Below are 22,528 nucleotides of genomic sequence, written 5' to 3'. Positions count from 1 at the left end.
AGGTATATAATATGATTCAAAAAGTATTAAGATTTTTTGGTGCGGTTATTGCAGCATTTTTATTTAGTCATTTGGTGGACTCTTTCCATATCGTATTTTTTGGCGGTGCTGCACATTTTTTTTTCAAATCTTTCTTGGAACAATTGGTTGAGTTTAGATTTGTTTAGAGGTGCCCTATTACCATTAGTATGGGCTATCTTATGGCTAATCGGAATGGGACTTGTTTGGTTGGTTAGAGGATCGAAAGGCATAGCCGCTTTACCTCTTATTTGGTTCTTTTTGGGTGTTATTTCAGACTTCAGAATCTTATTTTTGGATCCAATCGAATTAATAATAGATGATATCGATCTTGGATTCTGGTATTATTTCGGTGCTGTAATTACTTTTGTAGAAATAATTGTCTGTTATGGAATATGTGCTGCTGCTATGTTGACACGAGATGATATTTAATGATTTATGAAGCATATTTATATTGTCCTTACAACCATGATGCTGCTATGTCTTGCACCTATGCCTTATGGGTACTTCATGCTGGTGCGGTTTGTGGCAATGATGGTATTTGGTGCCTCGGCCTATAACTATTATTCTGCGGGAAAGGCTTCTTTAGCTTGGACGTTTGTAGGTCTTGCTCTGTTGTTCCAGCCTTTCTTTAAGATTGTACTTGGACGCGTAATCTGGAATGTTGTAGATGTTTTAGTCGCTATATTCTTGATAATCCTAGTTGTTCGAGAAAGAGAGGCTGGAAAGGAAAACGCATAAGTATTGTTCTTTCTCCGTCAATGGTCAAAATCCATAATAGGAACAATTGGGAGACATTAATAATGGTTCTTGCCGTTGGAGACGTGTGTGAAAGCGTCTTTTGCAAGCCTTGCGGCATCGAAAGTGTGGCGAATTATTTGGATATATTGTCTGAATCTCATATCTTTGCAAATAGAAACATCTATTATAAACTTTTTAAGGCATATTATTATGAAAAATCTATTCTACGCCTTGCTGGCATCATTGATGCTGACTTCATGTATGACACCATTCTATCAGGTGTATACTGTGAAATCGGAAAACTTAACGCAAAAGGAAAACACCTTGGCATTTGAAAACGAAGATTGCGAGGTGCTCTACAATCTTTGGTCTGAGAAAGGGTCTGTGAGTTTCGTGTTTAAAAACAAAACCGACAAAGATATTTTTATAGACATGACGCAGACTTTCTTTATAAAAGATGGTGAAGCGCACGACTATTATTTAAACAGAACATTCACTAACCAGTCTTTCTCTTCGGTCAACGTAGGCTACAGCTACTCGGTATCAAATGCTTATGCTGTAGCGGGCAAATGGTGGCCCAATCAGTATTCCTCGGTAGCATCTTCTCTCTTCGGCATAGGTCTAAACGCTGAAAAGAAGAATGGCTTTTCATCTGGTGTAGAGACCAAGGAACAAGAGGTTATATGCATACCTGCTCATAGCTTTAAGTATATTGGAGGATATAGCATATGTGAAAAACCGTCAAGTACGTGTGATAACAAAATTGATTACCCGTCGAAAACTGCTGTCTTTGCAGACTATAGCTTGTCAACAACACCGTTGACTTTCAAGAATCGCATCGCTTATTCTTTCGATAAGAGGCCTGCTCCCTTGACATTTATTGAAAACTCCTTTTGGCTGGAGTCTGTGAAGAACTATTCGGAGAATGCAGCCACAGAATTAGTAAAGGATGAGACGAAATGTGCCAGTGAGTTTTCACCCAAGAAGCGTGTGTTCAAGATTGGAGGACCCAACCAGTTCTATCTTGTCTATCGTAGATAGGGCGTCTTTGATATCATAGTGAGAAACTTCCTTTTCTGACTATACCGGTGATATTCCTTCCTGAGTCAGAAACCTCAGAAAGAAAACAACCATGGCCCTTCTGTATAGAAATACCGAGGGGTTACCATTCTAGGCTTATTTTCTTTTCTGTTTTCGCAAGGCTTGCGAGGATTTTTGTATATAGAATTTGTTTTGTACCTTTGTTGCCGAAATGAATGTGATGGCGCGTGAACAGCAGACGGCAGAAGAGATGGCTTTGGAGGTGAAACGACTGACGGAGCTACTGGTGGCGGCAGGTAGAAAGGACCTGCTGCTGCGGGCTATTGGCGTGCCACTGGTAGAGGAGTTGCGCATCGAGGCTGCTCGGGGACGACTGTCAAGGTTGCTCATCACGGCCGACTATCGCTTTATACTGACGGACTATAATAATATAGAGGTGGAACTGCAGCCGGTGCACAAGGCGGTATATCTGTTGTTTCTGCGCCATCCCGAAGGAATTGAGTTTAAGCATCTGAGAGATTATAGGCAGGAGCTGATGGAGCTGTATGCTAAGACGGCGCGATGGATGGACCGCGAGAAGATAGGGGAGAGCGTGGATAAACTGGTGGACCCACTGGATAATGCCATCAACGAGAAGTGTTCGAGAATCAAAAAGGTGTTCTTGAACTTGATGGACGAGTATCGCGCCAGCTACTATATCATCAGTGGACACACACAGAAGCATATTGGCGGACGCGTGTGGTACGAACGGCTGAAACTGATAACGCTGCCAAGGGAATTAATCATCGTAGAAGGGAAATAGGATATGGACGAGAACGAGATACTGAAACAGTTCATGCAGAACGTGGAAGACAAGATGCAGGGCATCATCAAGGTGGTAGGCGTTGGTGGTGGCGGTTGTAACGCGGTGAACAACATGTATAAGGAAGGCGTGGAAGGTGTGACCTATGCCGTGTGCAACACCGACAGCCAGTCGTTGTCGCGTTCGCCGGTACCCGTGAAACTGCAGTTGGGCGAAGGCCTGGGGGCGGGCGGTAATCCTGAGAAGGGACGCTTCGAAGCTGAGAGCGTGAAGGAAGGCATCAAGAAACTGTTTGCCGACAGCACCAAGATGGTGTTTGTGACGGCCGGCATGGGTGGCGGCACCGGTACGGGAGCAGCACCCGTGGTGGCTGGCATAGCCAAAGAGATGGGACTGCTGACGGTGGGCGTGGTGACCATCCCGTTCTACTTCGAGAAGAAACGAAAAATTATCAAGGCGCTGAAGGGCGTGGATGCGCTGCGCAAGAACGTAGATGCACTGCTGATAGTGAATAACGAGCGACTCTGCGACGTATACTCCGACTCGGATATCTCGGTGAAAGAGGCGTTCTACAGGGCAGACAACATACTGATGGACGCGGTGAAGGGCATTTCGGAACTCATCGTGATGCCCAGTGATGGAGGTATCAAGAGTGACTTCCGCGATGTGGAGACAACCATGCGCGATGGCGGTGGCGCCATCATGGCGATGGGACGCGCCAGTGGCGAACACCGTGTGGAGAAGGCTATCTTGAATGCGCTAGACTCACCACTGCTCTATGGAAACGACATCGGCAAGGCGAAGCGTATTCTGTTTAACATCTACTCGAGTGACGAACATCCTATTTTTGTGCGCGAACTGCAGGAGATCGATGACTTCTTCGACCAGCTGGACCCGAACATCGATGTGATATGGGGCACTGCTACCGACGAGTCGCTGGGCGAGGATGCCAAGGTGACCATCCTGGCCACGGGCATGGAAGACCGGCTGGAAAAAGAGGTGAGGACCGACGTGCATCGCGATGAGGATGACTACTATGAGGACCTGATACAGGGACTGTATCGTCCACCGGTGAAGACACCGACCATGGGGGACATGATCACTCAGGAGCCTACGTTTGATGTAAAGGTGGCCGAGGAGCCAGAGCCAGCTGTGGTCGTTCAAGAGGATACCACAGCTGCAAAAGAAGAAGAGAAAGAAGTCACGGTGATAGACAGGTGGAAAAAGTGGTTGGGAAACCTGATGAACACCGTGACGGAATAGTCTGAATTGATGGATAGTGATTTACGCTTCACCCTCTCGGAAGAGATGGGTGAAGTGTTTGTTGTATAGCTCAGAGAGTCCCTGACGATTGTCGATGGCTTCGCCTACCACGAGCATGGTGGTGAGCGTGAGATGGTTGTCGTGGACAAGGCGCGCCAGGTCTTTCAGTTTACCGCGATAGATGCGCTGGTCGGGCCAGGTGAGGTGATAGCAGGCGGCAACAGGGGTGTCCTCGGGATATTCCTGCAACAGCTGGCGCTGCACATCATCGACAATGGCGGCAGAGAGGAAGATGCACATGGTGCTCTGGCTGCGAGCCAAGAGGTGCAGCTGTTCCTTCTCGGGCATTGGCGTGCGACCTTCGCCACGGGTGAGGATGATGGTCTGACAGCGCTCGGGGATGGTAAACTGACTCTGCAACTCGGCAGCGGCAGCAAGGAACGACGAAATGCCTGGGGTGATGTGGTATGCCATGCCCTCGCGGTCGAAGAAGGCCATCTGTTCCTGTATGGCACCAAAGATGCAGGGGTCGCCAGTATGCAGGCGCACAATGAAGTGGCCCTGCTCGTAGTGTTTCTTCATCAGGGCACACTGCTCATCCAGATTCATGTCGGCCGACGAGCGCACCACGGCACCAGGCTTATGGCACTCGGTCAATGCCTTGGGCACCAGCGAACCGGCATAGAGAATCAGGTCGGCACGCTCCAGCATCTTCCTGCCTCGCACACTTATTAAATCGGGATCGCCAGGGCCGGCACCAACAATTTCAATAAATCCTCCTCGGGAGCCTCCCCCAACCCCTCCAAAGGAGGGGAGATCTGACGAACATCCATCAAGCCCCTGTGGCACTCCCCTCCTTCGGAGGGGTTGGGGGAGGCCCAGTGCTGCTGTCCAGTTCTTTCCTTTTATCTTAGGCACAACGAGGGTGCCATGGCCTGAGCCGAGGATGGCGGCTGCCTCGCAGACGCTGGGCGTGCCTACGTGTTTCTGGACGGTGGAGCTTGGTGTGGGAACGTCGATCTGTGACAGCTCGTCGGCGCTGAAGAACACCACTTCTTTTCCCTCTTCACGCAGCAACTGCACGAAGGGCTCGTCTTGCTTTACGTCGATGGTGCAATAGCGGTGGGCACAGGGCAGGAAGCCTTGCTGGGCAAGGGCTTCGTGCATATCACCCAGGATGGCTTGGTAGTCTGCCGGATGATGCGCCAGGCCGAAGCCGATGGTGCCAATCATGGGCACGAAATGAAGCTCAAGCATTCCATCGGGCGCATGGCGTATGAAGGGCGAAACGATAATCAGCAGCTGATACCTCTGTGGGTCGGCCTCGCTGATGTCGTGGATGATGGTGACATGGTCGGGTTTGGTTGCTTCCAGATAGTCGGTGCCTTCGTCGCGTGCTTCCAGCAACAGGGCTGTTGGCTTGCGGTTGACAAAGGCAAAGATGCAGTCGTTCATGTCTTCAATCTCGCTGGCTACGGGCCAGTTGAAACGTTCTTGGAATGTGTCGAGCGCCCACAGTCCGGCACAGTCGCTCTGAGTGGTGATGACCTCGTGGGCGCTGAGCAGGGCCGACAACTCGCGCGTCAGGTCGTTGGCGCCCCCGATATGTCCAGAGAGAACCGAAATGACATTCTGTCCCAATGAGTCGATGCAGACCACGGCAGGGTCCGTGTGCTTGTCGGCAACAAGCGGAGCGATGGTGCGCACGCAGATGCCCATGGCACCGATAAAGATGAAGGCGTCGTAGCTCTTCCAGCAGGTAGAGACCGCGTCGCGACTCACGATGTGGGCCGATGGAAAATGTTGTTGCAAGGTGTCAGCGATGGCACAGCCTGCCTCGCTTATTGGTATGATGGAAATTCTGTTCATTTTACTAAAAGCTGTTCTAAGAGTTCTTGGCAGTGTCCAGGCATGATGATATGGTGATTGCCGATTGGATCTGCGAGGAAATAACTATTGGTGAGATTCTTGTCCGTAAGACGTATCACCTGTTGGGTGCGACAAAGATCAGGCTTTGACTCATTACGAATCAGGTGGCCTTCAGCGATGAAGTGGCGTGAGAGATCGCCCGAGACCTTGAAGATGGTGACGGGGCCTTCTTTCATATAGCCACGTATGCCCGTGCCGATGCCCGACTCATAATGGGTGTCGAGCTCATAGCGCTCTACCATGTCAAGTGGTATGGTGCAATGAGCAAAGAGCAGCTCGCCCGTCTCCGGGTCGATGCGCGAAGGGTTGGCCTGAAAGCCTGACACCCCCAACAACGAACGGACAATCATCATTGAGAGCATGGCAGGAACATCACCCTCGCAACCAGCCACATACCCTTCACTGTTCAGTTTGGCTAAAGCCATGCACCCCGTATCTTTTACGGTGGTGAGAAGATCGAAACACCGAAGGGTAAAGCCCCGCAGTTGATATCTGTTGATGAGCACCTTCAGTGCCTGGTATATCTGTTTTGACTCGCCAATCTCGTCAAGCAGTTCCTGCATGGGGATGTCTATCAGTTCTATTCCCAGCCTCTCTCTCACCTTCGCTTTGTCGGCATGGCTGGAGATAAGCCAGTCGGAAGGTGCACCAATGATGCCCAGCCGCGTGCCAAAAAGAGACTTCCTGGCTTCTTCAACCTTTGATAAGAGCTGGATGCGGCGCGACATATAATCGCTGTTGCCATGTATAATCTCGCCACCGATATTGTGCTGTCGCAGGAATGACAGAATCTCCATCGAGGCGGCCAGTGAGTTGCTCTTTCCCGATGTCAGCAGATAGAACGGACGGCGACTCTTATCCTGCAGCTCAGGCAGTAAACGGCGGAAGATGCCTTCGGTGCCACCTGTGCGGACATATATCAGGTTGAGCGCATGACTGCCATAGTCGCTATAGTCGGTGCCTTTCAGCAGATAGTCTATTTCCAGACTCTCCAGAAAAGCTGTTGTCATGGTGGTCACGGCATGCTCGTTGTGCAGTTCGGACGTCAGTGTGTAGATGGCGATGTCTTGTCTCATAGTATATGTGGTTTAGAGGCGGTTAGTATGTCTATAGGATTATAGTCGTTGAGATGAATGTGGAGCGGTTCTCCCTGCTGAAGTCCAAAGTCCCGGCAGGCCTCGTCCCAAAGCGCACGACTATTGGTTGGTACCTTTGGTGAGGTGACGCTATTGAATACGATGATACCATCGTCGGTCAACACGGTCAGCACCTTTTCTATGATTGCTTTCAGATGACCACCATGTCCGCCGATGAAGATGGCGTCGGGGGAGGTGAGAGGTGAGAGGTGAGAGGTGAGAGGTGAGAGGTCGTATGCCATGAAGTCGCCGATGTGTAGGTGGATGCCTGGGGCGCCAAAGCGGCGGGCGTTCTCCTGGATGATGGCCTCGCACTCAGGACGAATCTCGAAGGCGTGGATCTCGAGGTGGGGAAACAGGCGGCGAGCCTCGATGCTGACACTACCGGTGCAGGCACCGATGTCCCACAGGGTGTGGCGATGGGTGAGGTCGAGGGCTTGAAGCGTGAGCAGGCGGATGGGCATCTTGGTAATCATCTTCTCGCGACCGTTGAGTAAAGTGAATTTAGCATCTGGGAGACCCATGCCCAGGAGACCCACCCCCAGCCCCTCCCTGCGAGGGAGGGGAGTTGTTAGGATTAGGCAGTTGGGTGTGGAGAAATCCTTCTTTGCGGCTTCCTCGAGGGAGCATGTGCTGACAGTTTCTAATTGAGGGTTGCCAAGATGCTCGCCGATATTCATAATATAATTATTGTAGCCATACTCCAACATGCGCTTCGCAATGGCGGCAGGGGTGTGCTCGCGGTCGGTGAGGATGCCAATCTTCTCGGCCCGTTCGATCAGTGCACGGTCGAACTGTGGCCAGGGTCGTCCTGTCAGCGAGACGATGCGCATGTCGTGATAGGGCAGTAGCAGGCGGTGGGCCAACAGCTGAAGCGAGTTGAATGCGGGATAGACCACCATCTCGGCGTCGGGCATCTTGCGGCGGATGGTGTTGGCAAAGCCAAAGAACAAGGGGTCGCCGCTGGCGAAGATAATAACTTGTTCTGATGTGGCTCGGTACTGTTCAAAGACATTGTCCAAGGGTACGGTAATGTCTATCCACTGAGCATCTTCTGGCAGTAATGACGCTACAATCTCGTGATGGCGACGGCCTCCAGAGAAGATGCTGCCATGACGAATAACATCCAGCACCTCTGGCGGAAACCAGGGGGCTGGATGGTCGGTGATACCTATGACGATAAATCTTTGCTTCATACAGACGGGTGGTTATTGTGTCATTTTCATCACGTCGTCGAGGGTGAAATGCCCCGAGAAGACGAGCAGCGTGAGCTCTTGGCCATCCTCGATCTGCATGAGCACTGCTGACTGCGACTTGTTTATGTGGTGGAAGATGTTGACCTTGCTGTCGTCTTCGTTGACTTGCATCAGCAACTCGTAGTTGTCTTTGTCCAAGATGCTCTTGACCTCGCCTTTCAGTTTCTTCTGTATGGCGGCATTCTCGCAGGTGATGATTTGAATACCGGTCAACTTGCCGGACAGCGTCTTGATATCGACACCGGGGATGGATGGAGCTGCATTCTTGCCGGCCAATCCCAGCATGTACTTCGAGATATAGACGTAGGTGACGTTCTTGGCATCGGCATATTTTTCGAATGCCTTGACTTGGGCGTTGGCACTGAGGCTGCACAGGGCAACCATCGTGCACAGGAAGAATCTTATGATAGACTGTTTCATGTTATTTCAAGTTGTTTAATTGTTCGTTTAATGTTCGTTCTGTCTTGTCGCTCAGAGCTTTTGCCTTCTCCAGATGACCCATGCCGCGGTTCAGGTTGACAGCCAGCAGTGTGAGCGCACGCTGGGCCTCTTGTTGTGCCTTGACGGGATCCTGGTAGGTGTCTTGTTCGGCCAGATTCTGATACTCGTCTTGACTCAGCAGGTGATATCCCACACCAAAGACGAGGGCCATGCAAGCGGCAACGGCTGTGATGCGCCACATGCTGGGGTACAGCTTGCGCTGTTTGGCGTGCTGCCGAGCATGCTGTTGTTGCAGTTCCTGTTGCTCCCATTCGTCGATCTTGGCAGAGAGACGTTCTGAGAGTCCTTCAGGAATGGGTATCTGTTCGAGTTGTTTTAAATTCAGCTGGTCCATGTCTTAGTGATACTTTGAAATTGATGTTTCAGTTTTTTCTTGGCTCGCATCACGATGATGCGGATATTACCTTGCGAGAGTCCGGTGTCGCGTTCTATCTCCTCGTAGGAGCGTGCTTCCACCTCGTGCATCTGAATGATCTGTGCCTCTCTGGTGGGCAGTTGCCGGATGAGTCCTTCTAGCTGGTTTACTGCATCGCGGGCGTCAACCTGGTGGTCCAGGTTCAGCTGGTCGGGCGGTCCGTCTTCGCACTTCAGCTCTGCCGAGGTGTCCAGTCGGTGCTGGCGGCGCTGGTCGATGAACAGGTTGCGCATCATGGCGACGAGGTAGGCCTCGGTCACCGCCTCGGCTGGCAGTTCATTGCGTTTCTGCCACAGCTTCAAGTAGAGGTCCTGAAGCAGGTCTTCAGCATCCTGCGCCTGTCCGGTCAGGTGGTAAGCCACCCGATAGAGAAACTGATGGTGTGGCAAGAACCGCTGTTTGAACTCCTTTGCGTCCATGACGGGCTATTCGGCTTTATCTTCGTCTTGTTCCATCAGTTTGGCAAGGTCCAGCTTGCCCTTGATGATAACCAGTGACACCTCTTTTTTCTCTTCGGCCAGAATGACAAAGATGTTGTTCTTGCCACTGGTGTTCTGACAGATTTTTACGCGCTCGCCATCTTCATTGGCACTGACCAGCACCTCCCAGTCTTTGCCAGTGGTGAGAGCATGTGCATCCGCTGCCAGTTGCTCGCCAGCTTTTTCCTCTTCACAGGTAAACACATCGATAGAGCTGATGTTTTTCAGAATGTCGCCCGACTTGTCGCCGATGTTTATGTTGTTGCCAATATGAAGTCCCTCGTTATTGTGTGATGCCAGCTTGATCATGAACTTGGGGATGTGGACATGTGTCACGCCGTCGATTTTTGACAGACTCTTGAAACTCTTGGCCTGAGCGTTGACGGTGATGCAGGCCAATACCAGTGCTACGCAGACAGCCAGTGCCTTAACATTTCTCCATGATACATACTTGATAAATGAGTGTTTCATTGTTGTTTGGATGTTTTAATGATTGACTTTTGTTTTCTGTTCTCCAAGAGCGTCATCGATGAACCCTTCTATTAGTACATACGGAAAAAATGTAGCGTCTGTTACAGAGACTGGCGTTTTTTTCTAAATATCTCGGCCTGGTGACAAACATTCGGCATCGTCGAAGGTTAAGATGGCATTGCAAAGTGTGGCGGCAAGATTACTTCCGCCCTTGCGTCCTTCGACAATCAGTTTGGGGATGTGGCGCAACGTCTTGACGGCATGCTTGCTCTCGCACACATGTACAAAACCCACGGGGGCGGCGATGATACCGGCTGGATGTAGCTTACCCTTGTGCACCAGATCGCAAATCTCGAAGAGTGCCGTGGGGGCATTGCCTACCACATAGAGTGCGTCGGGATATTGCTCGGCAGCCTGTTGCATGCTGGCCTGACTGCGGGTGATGCCTTTCTCTTCGGCCATCTGTTTGGTTTTGGCATCGTTGATGTAGCAATGCACCTGGATGCCCAGACGGTCGAGGGCGCCCTTGCGGATGCCGCTGGCAGCCATGGTGACATCGGTGACGATGTGCTTCAGGGTGCCGTCCTTCACCTTATTATATATTAGTTCGGTGGCACGCTCATCCATCCACAGACAGTCTTCCATCGAGAAATCAACGGTGGTATGTATGGCATGTAGCAAAGGCCACAGGCGCCAGCGGGGCACGTCGGGGTGCTGCATCTCGGAAAGAATGGTGCGGAAGCTTTCCATCATGATAGACTGGCCGGGCTTTACGTCTTCCTGCTTCTCCTCGCGGTAGTACCCGCGTGGTGTAATAAAGATCTTACGCCCCTCGCCCTTTGGAGAGGGGGCGGGGGTGAGGCTTATGTACGACTGGGAGTTGCCTATCAGTACAACGGTGAACATGTCCACCTCCTCGGGGTCGAAAGCACCCAGGGTGGTGAGCTTGACCTGCTGGTCGTCGCGCCCTGCCTGACGTACATAGCCTACGGGGGTGTCGGCACTGCGCTCCTGCAAGAAGAGCTCTTGCAGACGGTAGAGCTGCCAGTAGCGTCCGTGCGACTTGGGGTTATAGACAGCCGTGACGAAGTCGCCAACGGCAGCAGCACGGATACGGCGCTCAATGAGTGACCATGGCGTCATGAGATCGCTCAGCGAGATGATGCACATGTCGTGACCAATAGGAGCACCCAGCAGCGAGGCAGCCTTCTGAAAGGCGGAAATGCCCGGCAATACTGTTACCTCGACATCGGCGGCAGCCTGTTCCTGCTGCATCTCGTAGATAAGTGGCGCCATGCCATAGATGCCGGCATCACCACTGGAAATGACCACCACGGTCTTCTCTTGCAATGCCAGTTGGAATGCCATCTCGGCACGTTCACGCTCTTTCTTCATGCCAGTATCTACACACTCGCATCCTTCTTTCAAGTATGGCTCAACAAACTGAAAGTAGTATTTATAGCCAACTACCGCATCGGCCTGACTGACGGCATGCAGTACGGCAGGTGTCATATCCTCTGGACTTCCAGGGCCTAAGCCCGCTATGATTATTTTCTTCATATTGCTTGCAAAGATACAAAAAATGATTAACTTTGCAAGCAAAAAGCATAAAAGAATCATTTTTACAGGACAATGAGCAGAATAGTTCTGATTACGGGTGGACAGCGCTCGGGGAAAAGCGAACAGGCAGAGGCTCTCGCACTGAGTCTGAGCATGCATCCTGTGTATATGGCAACGGCCCATGTGTGGGACGAAGAGTTCTGTCAGCGGGTTGAAAAGCATCAACAAAGGCGCGGGCCGCAGTGGACCAATATCGAGGAGGAACGCTGGCTGAGCAGACACGACGTGACAGGACGCGTGGTGTTGGTGGACTGCATCACGTTGTGGCTCACCAACTTTCTGGCAGACGACAAGACCACGGAACAGACCTTACGCGAGGTAAAAGACGAGTTTGACCGTCTGACGGCGCAGGATGCTACCTTTATCTTTGTGACCAACGAGATAGGCAGTGGCGGCGTGAGCGAGAATGCTCTGCAACGACACTTTACCGACCTGCAGGGCTGGATGAACCAGTATGTGGCCAGCAAGGCCGACGAAGTGATACTGATGGTGAGCGGCATTGCCGTCAAAATCAAATAGACCATGGAACTGAAAGACGCAATACAACAAAAAATAGACAACCTGAACAAACCGAAGGGATCGCTGGGACGACTGGAGGAATTGGCCATGCAGGTGTGCCTGATACAACAGACGCTGACACCGGTGCTGAAGCATCCCTGTCACCTGCTGTTGGGTGGCGACCACGGCATAGAGCGAGAGGGCGTCAGCGTGTCGCCCCGTGAGGTGACGTGGCAACAGATGATCAACTTCACCCATGGCGGCGGGGGCTGCAACATGTTCTGCCGACAACATGGGTTCGACCTGCGCATCGTGGATGTGGGGGTGGATTATGACCTGTCGGGTGTGGCGGGCATCATGAATCGCAAGATTGCACGTGGCACGCAGAACTTCCTGCATGAACCTGCCATGACGGAGGCGCAGTACAACGAGGCTCTGAACGTGGGTGCCCAACTGGTGGACGACTGTGTGGCAGAGGGGTGCAACGTGATTTGTATCGGTGAGATGGGTATTGGCAATACATCGCCCAGCAGTATCTGGATGCACCTCTATGGCAACATCCCCCTGGAAGACTGCATCGGCGCGGGCTCGGGACTGAACAGCGCGGGCGTGCAGCACAAGTACAAGGTGCTGCGACAGACCGTAGATAACTATCTGGCGCTGCCTGCACCGCAGCCATCGCCACTGCGCTACTTCGGTGGTTTCGAGATGATAACAGCCATTGGTGCCATGCTGCGCGCTGCCGAACAGCACCTGGTGATATTGGTTGACGGATTCATCATGACGGCATGTGCCCTGGGTGCCGTGCAACTGAATGCCGAGGTGAAGAAGAACATGATATTTACCCACTGCGGCGATGAGAGTGGACACCGCCGGATGCTGGACCTGTTGGGCGCCCGCCCGCTACTGAACTTGGGTCTGCGACTGGGCGAGGGCACCGGTGCACTGTGTGCCTATCCGCTGATAGACTCGGCGGTGAGGATGATGAACGAGATGAACAATTTTGACGACGCAAAGATAACTAAATACTTCTGATATGATATCGAGCTTGCACACGCCCTGGTACGACCGTCCTTGGGCGGCACTGATCTTTTTTACACGACTGCCGCTGTGGCGCATCTATCAGCCCCGCAAGGAGAGTTACCAGTCGGTGGTGGAGTGGTGGCCCCTAGCAGGATGGATCACTGGCAGCGTGACGGCAGCGGTGCTTTACTTTGGCAGTCTGCTGATGCCTTTCATGACGACTGTCATCGTGGCTATCATCGTCAGACTGCTGCTGACGGGGGCACTGCATGAAGACGGACTGGCTGACTTCTGCGATGGGTTTGGTGGTGGCGGTAGTGACCGCCAGCGCATACTGAGCATCATGAAAGACTCGCACATAGGTACCTATGGCGTGCTCGGACTGGTGGGCTATGAGTTGCTGCTATTTTCCTCGTGGTTCATGTTGGGCCCTGAGTGGGCTGCGCTGACGGTGCTGGCTGCCGATCCGTTTGCCAAGATGGTGACCAGTCAGCTGGTGATGATGCTGCCCTATGCCCGCCGTGAGGAGGAGGCAAAGATAAAGTTGGTGTATCGGCCTATAAGTACGTGGGCAGGTGTAGGACTGGCCCTGCAGGGACTGGTGCCCATGGCGCTCTACCTATTATATACGCGTATAGCCTGGGAATGGGTGCTGTTTGTGCCAGCGCTGGTGATGTATTTCCTCTACCTGTTGATCAGGCGTAAGCTTAAGGGCTATACGGGCGATTGTTGTGGAGCGGTGTGTCTGCTGGTGGAACTGAGCATCTACGTGGTGGTTAGCATCGTAGCCATATAGCGCAAGGCTACCAATACGACCATGATAACCTCTGCCGTTCTGTTGACCAGGACGGCTTTTTTCATGTCTTGAGTGGTCAGCTCGCGTTCGTTTTGGCCAATAAACGGTTTGTAGAACAGTTCACCGAAGTAGTAGTGCGGTCCGCCAAACCGGCAGTCAAGGATGCTGGCTAGGGCTGCCTCGGGATAGCCGCTGTTGGGCGAAGCATGCTGACGGCCGTATTTCCGGATAAAAGAGAGCCGCATGAAGAAGCCTCGCTTTGATGATGTGTGCAGGGGCGTGCAGATCATCAGTACTGCCGTGAGTCTTGCAGGGAGATAATTTGCCACGTCGTCGATATGAGCTGCCCAGCAGCCGAAGTCCTTATAGCGGTTGGTCTTGTAGCCAATCATCGAGTCGAGGGTGTTCACCATCTTATATGCCAGCATGCCGGGCACGCCCAGCACGGCAAACCAGAAGAGGGGGGCAATGACACCGTCAGAGAGATTCTCTGCCAGCGTTTCGAGGGCAGCTGTGCGCACCTCCTGGGCCGACAGCTGGGAGGTGTCGCGACCCACGATGCGTGCTACCTGCGTTCTGCCTTCGTCCAGCGAACGGTCGAGGGCTAAAAAGACCTCGCGTACCTCGCGAATCAGCGTGGTGCCAGCCAGACAGTAGAAGATGATGACAGAGTCGAAGATAACTCCTATGTTGAAGGGAAGGAAAAAGAGATAGTGGCGGATGAGATATGCGACAATAAAAACTGATATGATAAGGCCAATGGTCATGAGTGCACCCTTCATTTGGCGATGAGGCCCCTTGTTTAGTCTGTGCTCGAAGAAGGCGATGGTCTTGCCAAACCACACAATGGGGTGGGGCAAACGAGCAGGGTCGCCAAAAAGAAGGTCCATGACCCATCCAATGAGTAGTGAGAGAACCTTAATCATTCGCTTAAGATTTGATAGATACGTGCCATGTCCACGTGTTGGCGTACGTGGTCGGCCAACTTGTTGTATTGTTCCTCTTTGAAATCGGCAAGACTCTGTGTCGGCGTGGCGGTCGTCGTCAGGCCCTTGAGGAGATGCTCGATGACGGGAGCGTTGTCCAGAAAACCGTGGATATAGGTGCCGATGCAGTGGTCTGTCTGCAGGATGGGCTCGTCGGTAGAGCTGACGCCCTGATGAATCTCGTAGCCCTGACAGGTCTGACCGTTGAACTGGAAAGATATTTGTTGGGTCTTCTTCTCGGAGGTCATCGTGGTGTGGATAGGCAGAAGTCCTAATCCCGGCAGAGAGGTAATGTTGCCTCCCTCAATGCCGTCGGGGTCGTTGATGGTCTGTCCCAGCATCTGGTAGCCACCGCAGATGCCTACTACCGTCTTGCCATTGCGATGGGCGCGCTGAATGGCCTGCGCACAACCGTTGCGGCGCAACTCCATCAAGTCATCGAGTGTGGCTTTGGTGCCGGGTAGAATGATAATGTCGGCCCGGGCAATATCAGCGGTGTTGTTGGTATAGAAGAGGTTGACGCGTGGGTCACGCTCCAGGGTGTCGAAGTCGGTGAAGTTGCTGATATGTCTGAGCAGCACCACGGCAATGTTTACCTTGCCCTCGGCCAGTTCGCGGCGTTTCATCTCCAGACTGACGCTATCTTCTTCATCGATAAAGATGTCGCGATAGTAAGGCACCACGCCCAGAACGGGAATGCCACAAAGGTCTTGCAACATCTGGCGTCCTTGGTCAAACAAGCGCATGTCGCCACGAAACTTATTGATGATGATGCCCTTGATGCGCTGGCGGTCTTCGGGTTCTTGCAGCATGATGCTGCCATAGACCGAGGCAAAGACGCCACCGCGGTCGATGTCGGCCACAAGAATCACGTCGGCATGGGCATGGCGAGCCATCGACATGTTGACCAGGTCGCGGTCTTTCAGATTGATTTCGGCAATGCTGCCAGCTCCCTCCATCACGATGGGATTATAGCGCGCTGCCAAACGGTCGAAGGCTTCGCATACAGCTCGGCGGTAGTCGAACCCCGTGCCCGTGCGCCAGTAGTCGTAGGCATCCTTGTTGCCAACGGGGCGCCCGTTGAGCACCACCTGCGAGGTGTGGTCGGAACTGGGCTTCAGCAGTAGCGGGTTCATGTCCGTATGACAAGCAATGCCGGCGGCCTCAGCCTGTACGGCCTGAGCACGTCCTATCTCTAAGCCGTCGGGTGTGGCATAGGAGTTGAGTGCCATGTTTTGAGCTTTGAAGGGAGCCGGTTGGTAGCCGTCTTGCTTGAAGATGCGACAGAAGGCAGCTGCAATGATGCTTTTGCCTACATCACTGCCTGTGCCTGCCAACATGATGGGGTGTAACCCTTTACCCCCTAAGTTAGGGGGCAGGGGGTCTGAAGAGGCAGTTTCTTTGTGATTGTTCAGACCCCTATCGTCCCCTAACTTAGGGGACATGTAGAGATGGGTATAACTGGCTAATACGTTTTTCCATTTGAATACGGGCGTTGCCACGGGTTCGCCTTTAGCGTTATAGACCTGTGTGATGCTTTCAGGTGTTTCTGTGAATTGGGTGTAGTGGAACTCGTGACCGCGATATTCTTTTCCGTCGAGTTCAAAGTGGCGGTAGCCCAGCGACAACTTACGGTCTGCACTACGAGCTGAAATACGGTGGGGCAGAACGCCGCACATGGGATATTCGCCCTCGTCGGTGAGTATCTTTTCACACAGATACATCATGCCACCACATTCGGCAATGATGTGTCCGCCCCGCAAGGCATAGTTGCGGATGGCCTCTCGGCAGGATTCGTTCTGCACCAGTGCCTCGAGATGCTTCTCGGGGTAGCCTCCGGGCAGGTAAAGGAGGTCTATATCGGTGAGGTCTGGCGTGTCGGTCTCGGGATCGAAAAACTGTGGTTGAGCGAAACTGTCGATGACCTCTGTATAGAGGAATGAGAACGATTCCTTGTTGCGGGCTATCAGCACCTTTTCGGGGCGTGTAGGTTTAGTTACGGCGGACTGGCACTTTGCCGTAACTAAAGTGGCACTTTGCCGTAACGAAACTGTAGGTTTGCTGTAACTAAACTTACTCTCTTCCGAAACAAGTGTTTTCCAATCCACATGGCTTTCTATCAGTGCGAGCAGTTCGTCGCTGCTGGTATCTTCCGAGAAGTCGAGCCCCAGATAGCGTGAGCCCGTCTCCAAAGCCTGACTCTTGGGCAGATAGCCTAGACAGCAGATGCCCACATCCTGGCACACCTGCTGCAACATGTGATAGTGGCGGTCGGACCCCACCTTATTAAATATAATACCGCTGATGCGTACCCGTGGGTCGAACTGCAGGAAACCCTTTAGTAGTGGTGCCATAGAATAGGCAGCGCTCTTGGCATCGACGACCAAAATGACGGGGATATCGAGTGTGCGAGCGATCTCTGCCGACGACCCCATGTCGCGGTCGTAGCCGTCGAAGAGTCCCATCATGCCCTCAACGATACAGATGTCGGCTTGGTCGCCATAGTGCGAAAACAATTCGCTGACATGCTCTGGTGTAGCCATAAACGTGTCGAGGTTGACACTGGGGGTGCCGCATACTGCCTCATGGAACTTCGTATCTATATAGTCAGGCCCACACTTGAATGGCTGAACCTTATAGCCCTTCGCAGTGAAAAGGGCCATCAGGCCGCGGGCTATGGTGGTCTTCCCGCTGCCGCTAGTGGGGGCTGCTATGAGAAAAGCGGACTTCATACGGCGACAAAGATAGTTATTTATTCTGAATTGGAGAAGCCGAAAGGATGCAAATTGAGAAATAAGGCATCTGTCGGGCTATGATTTCCTCAAAATTGGTGGTGTGGAAAGCATTCGACATACCTACATTCTCGAAATAATGGCATGTGATATGTGCTTCTTGCTGCAACAGACTCTTCACTACCTCCTGACATTGCGAGAGTTTCATTACGACGACCACATGATTACTATCCAATAGCTGACGAAGCGTTTCTATATCGGCATCGCCTGGGAGAATGGTGAGTCGCTGTTGCTGACTAACCAGCGAGAGTCCTGCCTCGGCAGCGGCAGCAATAAACGAAGGGATGCCGGCCGACTGAACAGTGGGTATGCCTTGACTCTGAAGTCGGTCCATCACGTAGTGGATGGAGGCATAGATGCTGACATCGCCTTCGACGGCAACAACCACCCGTTGGTCCTCATGGTAACACTTGGCACAATCGTTGTAGATGGCATCGTAAACCAAAGAAACCGCCTGACGGTCCTTGAGCATAGGCAGCTCGAAGACCCTCAGGCGGTTGTTGTCGCACCACTCGCCAATAATCTCGGTGGCACGTGATCGCAATGTCCCCTCAGTACTTCTTGTCGCAGGCACCATGACAATGTCGGCTTCTTTTAGCGTCTTTACAGCTTTCAATGTCAGCAACTCGGGGTCACCAGGTCCCAGCGATAGGAATGTGATAGGAGTCATACGTTTTATTTTTCAAAGAAACGAATCTGATCGAAGTAGATACCAGACGCCAACTGGGCACCTTTTGTCACGCTGCCAGTGGCCACATCGTAGATGTAGATGCGGTTCTCGGTGTCGTTGCTGATGCCAAAATATGCCTTATTCTCCTTGGCGTTGTAAACAGAACGCTGAGAGAAACTGCCGGCACTGTAGGGCAAATCTTCACCGTTGTACTGCAAACGAGTAGCTGTCTTGGCGTTCAGGTCAACAACAGAGTAATAGTAAGCCACGTCCTGGATGCCAGTGCCCACGGTGTTGTCGCCAGAGTAAACCAGTGCCTTGTCGCCGCCCAGATACTGGATGGTTAGAATCTTGCCTTTGGTATCGGGGAAAGCATTGTAGCCGGCTTCGAAGTCGTACTCACCCTTCTTGATGCGCAGCAGGCAACCATAATTCTTTTTGCTGACGGTGTTGAAAGCCGTGAGATACAGGTTGTCGTCTTTATCGAAGAAGATGAAATCCTGCAGCAGTTCGCCATAGGCAGAACCTTGCATCTGGGCAGCTTCTTTATTGATAATCTCCTGCTCTACCTCCATGCTCTCAGGGTTGATCACAGCAATACGGAAGAAGGGCTCGTTGGTGCTCTTGTTGCTTCCGCTGGTCACACCTTTGTTGTTGTAGAAATAGAACAGTTTGTTGTCGCTCTTACGATAGGCCAACAAACCACTGGTCGAAAGCACGTTGTAACCCTCTGCCACCTGAATACCGGCAACGGTTCCTTCGGCGATGATGCTCATATCGGTGGTGTTCAGCTTGGTCCATATCACCTTGGTGTGAGCATCGTCGGTTGACATGATGAGCAAGGTGTTCTTGTTGAGCCATGCGTGGGTGTAGTTACGTGGAGCATAGGTGTTCTTATCGAACTTCTGCTCCTGTATGACCATCAGCTGGTTGTCTTTCAACTTCAACTTTGAGAAACGATCCTTAGAAGAAGGAACCTGATACATGAACTCATCATCGTAGATGCTCTCAATAGTATAATCGGTAATCTCGACACCATTGCCATCGAAAGATATCAGCGTGTCGGGATTGCTCAGCGACGCAGTGCTTAGTGTGATGTGGGTCTCGGTTTTGCTCATACCGCCGTACTTGCCGACTGTACAGGTCAGGTCGTAGTGAGCGGTGCTCTCTTCCTTGGTTTGTTCATTACTTGTTTCGTCGTCTTCGCAAGCGGTGAAAGAGGCAGTCATCAGTAGTACTGCCATCAGTGAATGAATGAAACTTAGCTTTTTCATTGTCTTGTATTTCTGATTAATTAAGTTGAAAATATTTATTGTAATAATAGTCTGAATTTGGCAAACAGGGTGCGTCCTGGTTTCTGCAACTTATAGTTGTCGTAAACGGTGGCGTCGAAGATGTTCTCGCAATCCAACGAGATGCTGTAGCGGCGGTTGTGCCAGGTGTAAGTGGCGTTGGCACCTACGATGTTTTTCTCGGGAATACGTGCTTTGGTACTCTTGCTGCCATAGGCTTCCCAAGAGAGAAAGAACCCGTGTACCCACTGATGGTCGGCGCAGAGTGACAGGTGGTCATTTTTTTGAAAGACATCTTTTAGCGTGTAGCGCACCTCTGCCGATGAAAACAACCATGGGCGGTTGGGCACCCGGTTGTTGAAAGTGGCATTCCGTTGTCCGTTGTCTAAGTAGCGCAGACGGTTGCGTGCATCCTGCCAACTGATGTTTCCTATCAGTTGTAACCTGCTGTCCCAGTCGTAGCGTATTTCTCCCTCCATACCTTTGATATGTACGGCAGGTTCGTTGCTGTATTGCATCATTCCTTCTTTTTCGGCTATCTGTGGCTGAATGTAGTTGTCCACATAGCGAAGGAAACCGTTTGCCTCATAGAACAATGTGTGTTGTCCGCTGCGTAGGGTGCCGAATAGTCCTATGTTCAGGTTGTCGCTACTCTCGGGCTTCAAAGCCATGTTGGCATAAATGGTGGTCCCGTTACCTAGTAGTTCACGTGCCAGGGGCAGGCGAGTGCTGTGCTCATAGCTGGCTTTGATGGTCAGCGACTTGAGAATTTCGAGCCGAGTACCGATGCCACCGCCAAAATGGTTCTTGGTGTTGCTGCCCTTGACGTCGCGTGAGTTAGTGAGGAAAGCCAAGTCGGTTTGTTCCACTGACAGGTGGTTGATGTAGTCTTTGAGAAAGAATGTGTTATACATTCTGCCTTGCCACAGTGACTGGTTGTATGCCAAGCCAATGATATGTTTGGCCAACACATCGTTAGCCGGTGTAAACTCCTTATCCACTTCGTCCCATCGATGATTGCCAATGCGATTCATGGTGTAGGTGAAATCAAACATGTGTTGGTCGGAAAGATGATAGTTCAATTCGGCACGAACCACCGTTGTAGGACGTTTGATATGTCGTAACTGGAAATTCCTGCCGTTAATCTCGTTGCGTCCGCTATAAATATAATCGCCATTCCAGTCATATTGGCGATGGGCAGTGTCCGTTGCTATAGAATGGTCCCAGGTATGTGAAAAGGAAAGGTTGGCGCTAAGGTTTTCCGTCAGGAAGTGGCGCTTCTGGTAGCGGGCACCAACGCTCCAGGCCGTAGTATTGCGCTCAGCCATACCGATGACGCGTGTCTGTACCTGTCCGGTCTGCAGTTCCTTGTTGGTCTGCAGGTAGCTGGTGCTGATAAAGAATTCGTCTGTCCACCATTTGTCTTTGACCCCCACTTCCATCTGACCTATGAAAGAAAGGTAGTCATCGTGAAAGCGCTTGCGGTTTTGAGGAAGGTATTTTCGCACAGCCTCGTCCCACAGTTCCACACCTTTCATTGTGTAGTCGTTTTTGGAATAGTCGAAGCCAAGGGTAGGGCGGATGGTCAGTCCATTCTTGAAGATATATTGTGCGTTGAAGTCGGCCTTATGGGTGTGGAAAGAACCTACGCCATAAGACACATCCAGATAGTTGGACTTTCGCTGATTGGTGACTATGTTGATGGCGCCACCCAGTGCATCGCTGTTCAACCAGACAGGCACCACACCTTTATATATCTCTACACGGTCGATGAGGCTGATGGGCAGATTGGCCAGTGTGGCACCCGAGCCTTTTACGTCGAGGGGAATGCCATCGATAAAGTAGCGCACGGCATTGCCAGACATACCATTGATGCTCAAGTCGAAGTCGGAACCCAGCCCGCCTTCCTCGCGAATCTTAACCCCTGCCGTTCGATCGATAATGTTGTTCAGATTGTTGATGCTGCCTGCAAAAGAGCGAATGTCAACGGCATTCACTGTCAGCGCACCTTCGCGCAGTTGTTGTATTTTGCTCTTGCCGGTGATGGTCACATCGGATAGGGTCACAGAATCGCGCATGTGGCTCTTCCGTGACTTCTGTGCTGAGGCTGTCGTCATACCGCCAATCCACAGCATGATGGGCATCATCGCAAGGATAATGTGGGTAGTTGTTTTCATTGTTAACTGTTGGGCCTTGTCCCGAGGCATCCACGTTGTATCTGTTTTGTTTGTAGAGCAAACATTGTCTGCTCCCTTCTTTGGCAGGTTTCCTGACTCTCTCCCTCAAAAAAGTCTGCCTTCCCGAAGTAGCTTCAGTGGCTTTCTGTTGACTTTTCCATAATGAAGATTACAGTAGCGGGCACTGTTCAGGTTTTACACCTGATTCCCTCTCTTCCCCAGTGAAACACGGAGGAATCACCAAATCGGCAGCAAAGGTACAACATTTTTTTGACTAAAGTTGTTGTTTGTTCAAAAAAAAGTGTAACTTTGCACCCGCAATGTTGTAAAAAAACACTGCCCACAGAGGTGCGCTTAGCCGCGCTTAATTGGGAATAGGGGTGAAAATCTCCAACTGTCCCGCAGCTGTGAACTCCATTATGGCTCTTAAGCATAAACGCCATTGTCCATTTGGACGAGAAGGCGCTTGAGAGTGGAGGAAAGTCAGAAGACCAGCCTCTTGTAGGAAATTGCCGATATGCTTTCGATGTAAGAGCATATGGTGCTAGCATTGACAAGACGTAGAATTGTGTACAACCATAACTGTGCATGTGTGTATTATTATATAAGTAATAAGTCAGGA

The 22,528-nt window shown here is 51.6% G+C and carries 22 protein-coding genes, 1 pseudogene and 2 riboswitches; of the genes and pseudogenes, 9 read left to right on the top strand and 14 right to left on the bottom strand.

Features of this window, described 5'->3' with window-relative positions; all coding sequences use genetic code 11:
- Window positions 1-11: 11 nt before the first annotated feature.
- The 6 genes from T433_RS16495 to ftsZ all read left to right on the top strand — a co-directional run bounded on the left by T433_RS16495 (window position 12) and on the right by ftsZ (window position 3,865).
- Window positions 12-167 carry a hypothetical protein gene (locus T433_RS16495; protein ID WP_155808432.1) on the top strand — a complete coding sequence of 52 codons (156 nt, stop codon included), beginning with the start codon at window positions 12-14 and terminating at the stop codon, window positions 165-167.
- Entirely contained in the window at window positions 148-450 is a 303-nt protein-coding gene (locus T433_RS0107985) for a hypothetical protein (protein WP_027455443.1), read from the top strand. The genes T433_RS16495 and T433_RS0107985 overlap by 20 nt, the downstream gene beginning before the upstream one ends.
- 6 nt (window positions 451-456) lie before the next feature.
- Window positions 457-759, top strand: a complete 303-nt coding sequence (locus T433_RS0107980; protein WP_027455442.1) for a DUF6804 family protein — start codon at window positions 457-459, stop codon at window positions 757-759.
- Window positions 760-969: 210 nt separating this feature from the next.
- Window positions 970-1,800: a hypothetical protein gene (locus T433_RS0107975; RefSeq protein WP_027455441.1), complete on the top strand. Its 831-nt coding sequence runs from the start codon at window positions 970-972 to the stop codon at window positions 1,798-1,800.
- A 220-nt stretch (window positions 1,801-2,020) separates the two neighbouring features.
- Entirely contained in the window at window positions 2,021-2,602 is a 582-nt protein-coding gene (locus T433_RS0107970) for a hypothetical protein (RefSeq protein WP_155808430.1), read from the top strand.
- A 3-nt stretch (window positions 2,603-2,605) separates the two neighbouring features.
- Window positions 2,606-3,865 (top strand): cell division protein FtsZ, encoded by a 1,260-nt coding sequence (gene ftsZ / locus T433_RS0107965; protein WP_027455439.1) that lies wholly within the window; start codon window positions 2,606-2,608, stop codon window positions 3,863-3,865.
- 21 nt (window positions 3,866-3,886) lie between these two features.
- Here the strand turns inward: ftsZ and cobM are convergent, their stop codons facing one another.
- The 8 genes from cobM to cobJ all read right to left on the bottom strand — a co-directional run bounded on the left by cobM (window position 3,887) and on the right by cobJ (window position 11,612).
- Window positions 3,887-5,734 (bottom strand): precorrin-4 C(11)-methyltransferase, encoded by a 1,848-nt coding sequence (gene cobM / locus T433_RS0107960; protein ID WP_027455438.1) that lies wholly within the window; start codon window positions 5,732-5,734, stop codon window positions 3,887-3,889.
- Entirely contained in the window at window positions 5,731-6,870 is a 1,140-nt protein-coding gene (locus T433_RS0107955; RefSeq protein ID WP_027455437.1) for a hypothetical protein, read from the bottom strand. Before T433_RS0107955 ends, cobM begins: the two co-directional genes overlap by 4 nt.
- A complete protein-coding gene (locus T433_RS0107950) occupies window positions 6,867-8,126 on the bottom strand; it encodes a bifunctional cobalt-precorrin-7 (C(5))-methyltransferase/cobalt-precorrin-6B (C(15))-methyltransferase (protein WP_027455436.1) in 1,260 nt (419 codons plus the stop codon). Before T433_RS0107950 ends, T433_RS0107955 begins: the two co-directional genes overlap by 4 nt.
- 12 nt (window positions 8,127-8,138) lie before the next feature.
- Window positions 8,139-8,606, bottom strand: coding sequence for a DUF4252 domain-containing protein (locus T433_RS0107945; RefSeq protein ID WP_027455435.1), 468 nt, complete (start codon window positions 8,604-8,606; stop codon window positions 8,139-8,141).
- 1 nt (window position 8,607) lies between these two features.
- Window positions 8,608-9,021: a hypothetical protein gene (locus T433_RS0107940; protein WP_027455434.1), complete on the bottom strand. Its 414-nt coding sequence runs from the start codon at window positions 9,019-9,021 to the stop codon at window positions 8,608-8,610.
- Complete coding sequence (locus tag T433_RS0107935) at window positions 9,009-9,521, bottom strand: RNA polymerase sigma factor (protein WP_027455433.1); 513 nt, start codon at window positions 9,519-9,521, stop codon at window positions 9,009-9,011. Before T433_RS0107935 ends, T433_RS0107940 begins: the two co-directional genes overlap by 13 nt.
- A gap of 6 nt (window positions 9,522-9,527) precedes the next feature.
- Entirely contained in the window at window positions 9,528-10,052 is a 525-nt protein-coding gene (locus T433_RS0107930; protein ID WP_027455432.1) for a DUF4252 domain-containing protein, read from the bottom strand.
- Window positions 10,053-10,175: 123 nt separating this feature from the next.
- Window positions 10,176-11,612, bottom strand: coding sequence for a precorrin-3B C(17)-methyltransferase (gene cobJ / locus T433_RS0107925; RefSeq protein WP_027455431.1), 1,437 nt, complete (start codon window positions 11,610-11,612; stop codon window positions 10,176-10,178).
- A 72-nt stretch (window positions 11,613-11,684) separates the two neighbouring features.
- Between cobJ and cobU the strand changes: the two genes are divergently transcribed.
- Genes cobU through cobS form a run of 3 tightly spaced genes read left to right on the top strand, consistent with a single transcriptional unit; the run spans window position 11,685 to window position 13,989 of the window.
- A complete protein-coding gene (gene cobU / locus T433_RS16745) occupies window positions 11,685-12,191 on the top strand; it encodes a bifunctional adenosylcobinamide kinase/adenosylcobinamide-phosphate guanylyltransferase (RefSeq protein WP_027455430.1) in 507 nt (168 codons plus the stop codon).
- 3 nt (window positions 12,192-12,194) lie between these two features.
- Window positions 12,195-13,205, top strand: a complete 1,011-nt coding sequence (gene cobT / locus T433_RS0107915) for a nicotinate-nucleotide--dimethylbenzimidazole phosphoribosyltransferase (RefSeq protein WP_027455429.1) — start codon at window positions 12,195-12,197, stop codon at window positions 13,203-13,205.
- A 1-nt stretch (window position 13,206) separates the two neighbouring features.
- Window positions 13,207-13,989 carry an adenosylcobinamide-GDP ribazoletransferase gene (gene cobS / locus T433_RS0107910; RefSeq protein ID WP_027450179.1) on the top strand — a complete coding sequence of 261 codons (783 nt, stop codon included), beginning with the start codon at window positions 13,207-13,209 and terminating at the stop codon, window positions 13,987-13,989.
- Here the strand turns inward: cobS and cbiB are convergent.
- From cbiB to T433_RS14950, 6 genes and pseudogenes are all read right to left on the bottom strand, one after another.
- A complete protein-coding gene (cbiB, locus tag T433_RS0107905; RefSeq protein ID WP_027455428.1) occupies window positions 13,959-14,915 on the bottom strand; it encodes an adenosylcobinamide-phosphate synthase CbiB in 957 nt (318 codons plus the stop codon). The two genes, cobS and cbiB, sit on opposite strands and share 31 nt — an antisense overlap.
- On the bottom strand, window positions 14,912-16,315 hold the full coding sequence (locus T433_RS0107900; protein ID WP_044109499.1) for a cobyric acid synthase: 1,404 nt from the start codon (window positions 16,313-16,315) through the stop codon (window positions 14,912-14,914). The genes cbiB and T433_RS0107900 overlap by 4 nt, the downstream gene beginning before the upstream one ends.
- A gap of 111 nt (window positions 16,316-16,426) precedes the next feature.
- Window positions 16,427-17,707 (bottom strand): annotated as a pseudogene (locus T433_RS16490) (cobyrinic acid a,c-diamide synthase CobB); the annotation flags it as partial.
- 16 nt (window positions 17,708-17,723) lie between these two features.
- A complete protein-coding gene (gene cobI, locus T433_RS0107895; RefSeq protein WP_027455426.1) occupies window positions 17,724-18,437 on the bottom strand; it encodes a precorrin-2 C(20)-methyltransferase in 714 nt (237 codons plus the stop codon).
- 5 nt (window positions 18,438-18,442) lie between these two features.
- A complete protein-coding gene (locus T433_RS0107890; RefSeq protein ID WP_027455425.1) occupies window positions 18,443-19,711 on the bottom strand; it encodes a hypothetical protein in 1,269 nt (422 codons plus the stop codon).
- Window positions 19,712-19,746: 35 nt separating this feature from the next.
- A complete protein-coding gene (locus T433_RS14950) occupies window positions 19,747-21,906 on the bottom strand; it encodes a TonB-dependent receptor domain-containing protein (RefSeq protein ID WP_248616500.1) in 2,160 nt (719 codons plus the stop codon).
- A gap of 65 nt (window positions 21,907-21,971) precedes the next feature.
- Window positions 21,972-22,166, bottom strand: a riboswitch (cobalamin riboswitch).
- A 69-nt stretch (window positions 22,167-22,235) separates the two neighbouring features.
- Window positions 22,236-22,420: riboswitch (cobalamin riboswitch) on the top strand.
- Window positions 22,421-22,528 lie beyond the last annotated feature (108 nt).

Source organism: Xylanibacter brevis ATCC 19188 (assembly GCF_000621725.1).
Lineage (GTDB): Bacteria > Bacteroidota > Bacteroidia > Bacteroidales > Bacteroidaceae > Prevotella > Prevotella brevis.
This window is presented reverse-complemented; position numbering and strand designations above follow the sequence as displayed.

Coding starts and splice junctions, on each gene's coding strand:
- T433_RS0107890 (WP_027455425.1), bottom strand. CDS start 19,711: ATGAAAAAGCTAAGTTTCATTCATTCACTGATGGCAGTACTACTGATG.
- T433_RS0107950 (WP_027455436.1), bottom strand. CDS start 8,126: ATGAAGCAAAGATTTATCGTCATAGGTATCACCGACCATCCAGCCCCC.
- cobI (WP_027455426.1), bottom strand. CDS start 18,437: ATGACTCCTATCACATTCCTATCGCTGGGACCTGGTGACCCCGAGTTG.
- T433_RS0107945 (WP_027455435.1), bottom strand. CDS start 8,606: ATGAAACAGTCTATCATAAGATTCTTCCTGTGCACGATGGTTGCCCTG.
- T433_RS16495 (WP_155808432.1), top strand. CDS start 12: ATGATTCAAAAAGTATTAAGATTTTTTGGTGCGGTTATTGCAGCATTT.
- T433_RS0107930 (WP_027455432.1), bottom strand. CDS start 10,052: ATGAAACACTCATTTATCAAGTATGTATCATGGAGAAATGTTAAGGCA.
- T433_RS0107935 (WP_027455433.1), bottom strand. CDS start 9,521: ATGGACGCAAAGGAGTTCAAACAGCGGTTCTTGCCACACCATCAGTTT.
- cobJ (WP_027455431.1), bottom strand. CDS start 11,612: ATGAAGAAAATAATCATAGCGGGCTTAGGCCCTGGAAGTCCAGAGGAT.
- cobU (WP_027455430.1), top strand. CDS start 11,685: ATGAGCAGAATAGTTCTGATTACGGGTGGACAGCGCTCGGGGAAAAGC.
- ftsZ (WP_027455439.1), top strand. CDS start 2,606: ATGGACGAGAACGAGATACTGAAACAGTTCATGCAGAACGTGGAAGAC.
- cobS (WP_027450179.1), top strand. CDS start 13,207: ATGATATCGAGCTTGCACACGCCCTGGTACGACCGTCCTTGGGCGGCA.
- T433_RS0107980 (WP_027455442.1), top strand. CDS start 457: ATGAAGCATATTTATATTGTCCTTACAACCATGATGCTGCTATGTCTT.
- T433_RS0107900 (WP_044109499.1), bottom strand. CDS start 16,315: ATGTTGGCAGGCACAGGCAGTGATGTAGGCAAAAGCATCATTGCAGCT.
- T433_RS14950 (WP_248616500.1), bottom strand. CDS start 21,906: ATGAAAACAACTACCCACATTATCCTTGCGATGATGCCCATCATGCTG.
- cbiB (WP_027455428.1), bottom strand. CDS start 14,915: ATGATTAAGGTTCTCTCACTACTCATTGGATGGGTCATGGACCTTCTT.
- T433_RS0107955 (WP_027455437.1), bottom strand. CDS start 6,870: ATGAGACAAGACATCGCCATCTACACACTGACGTCCGAACTGCACAAC.
- T433_RS0107970 (WP_155808430.1), top strand. CDS start 2,021: ATGGCGCGTGAACAGCAGACGGCAGAAGAGATGGCTTTGGAGGTGAAA.
- T433_RS0107975 (WP_027455441.1), top strand. CDS start 970: ATGAAAAATCTATTCTACGCCTTGCTGGCATCATTGATGCTGACTTCA.
- cobT (WP_027455429.1), top strand. CDS start 12,195: ATGGAACTGAAAGACGCAATACAACAAAAAATAGACAACCTGAACAAA.
- T433_RS0107940 (WP_027455434.1), bottom strand. CDS start 9,021: ATGGACCAGCTGAATTTAAAACAACTCGAACAGATACCCATTCCTGAA.
- cobM (WP_027455438.1), bottom strand. CDS start 5,734: ATGAACAGAATTTCCATCATACCAATAAGCGAGGCAGGCTGTGCCATC.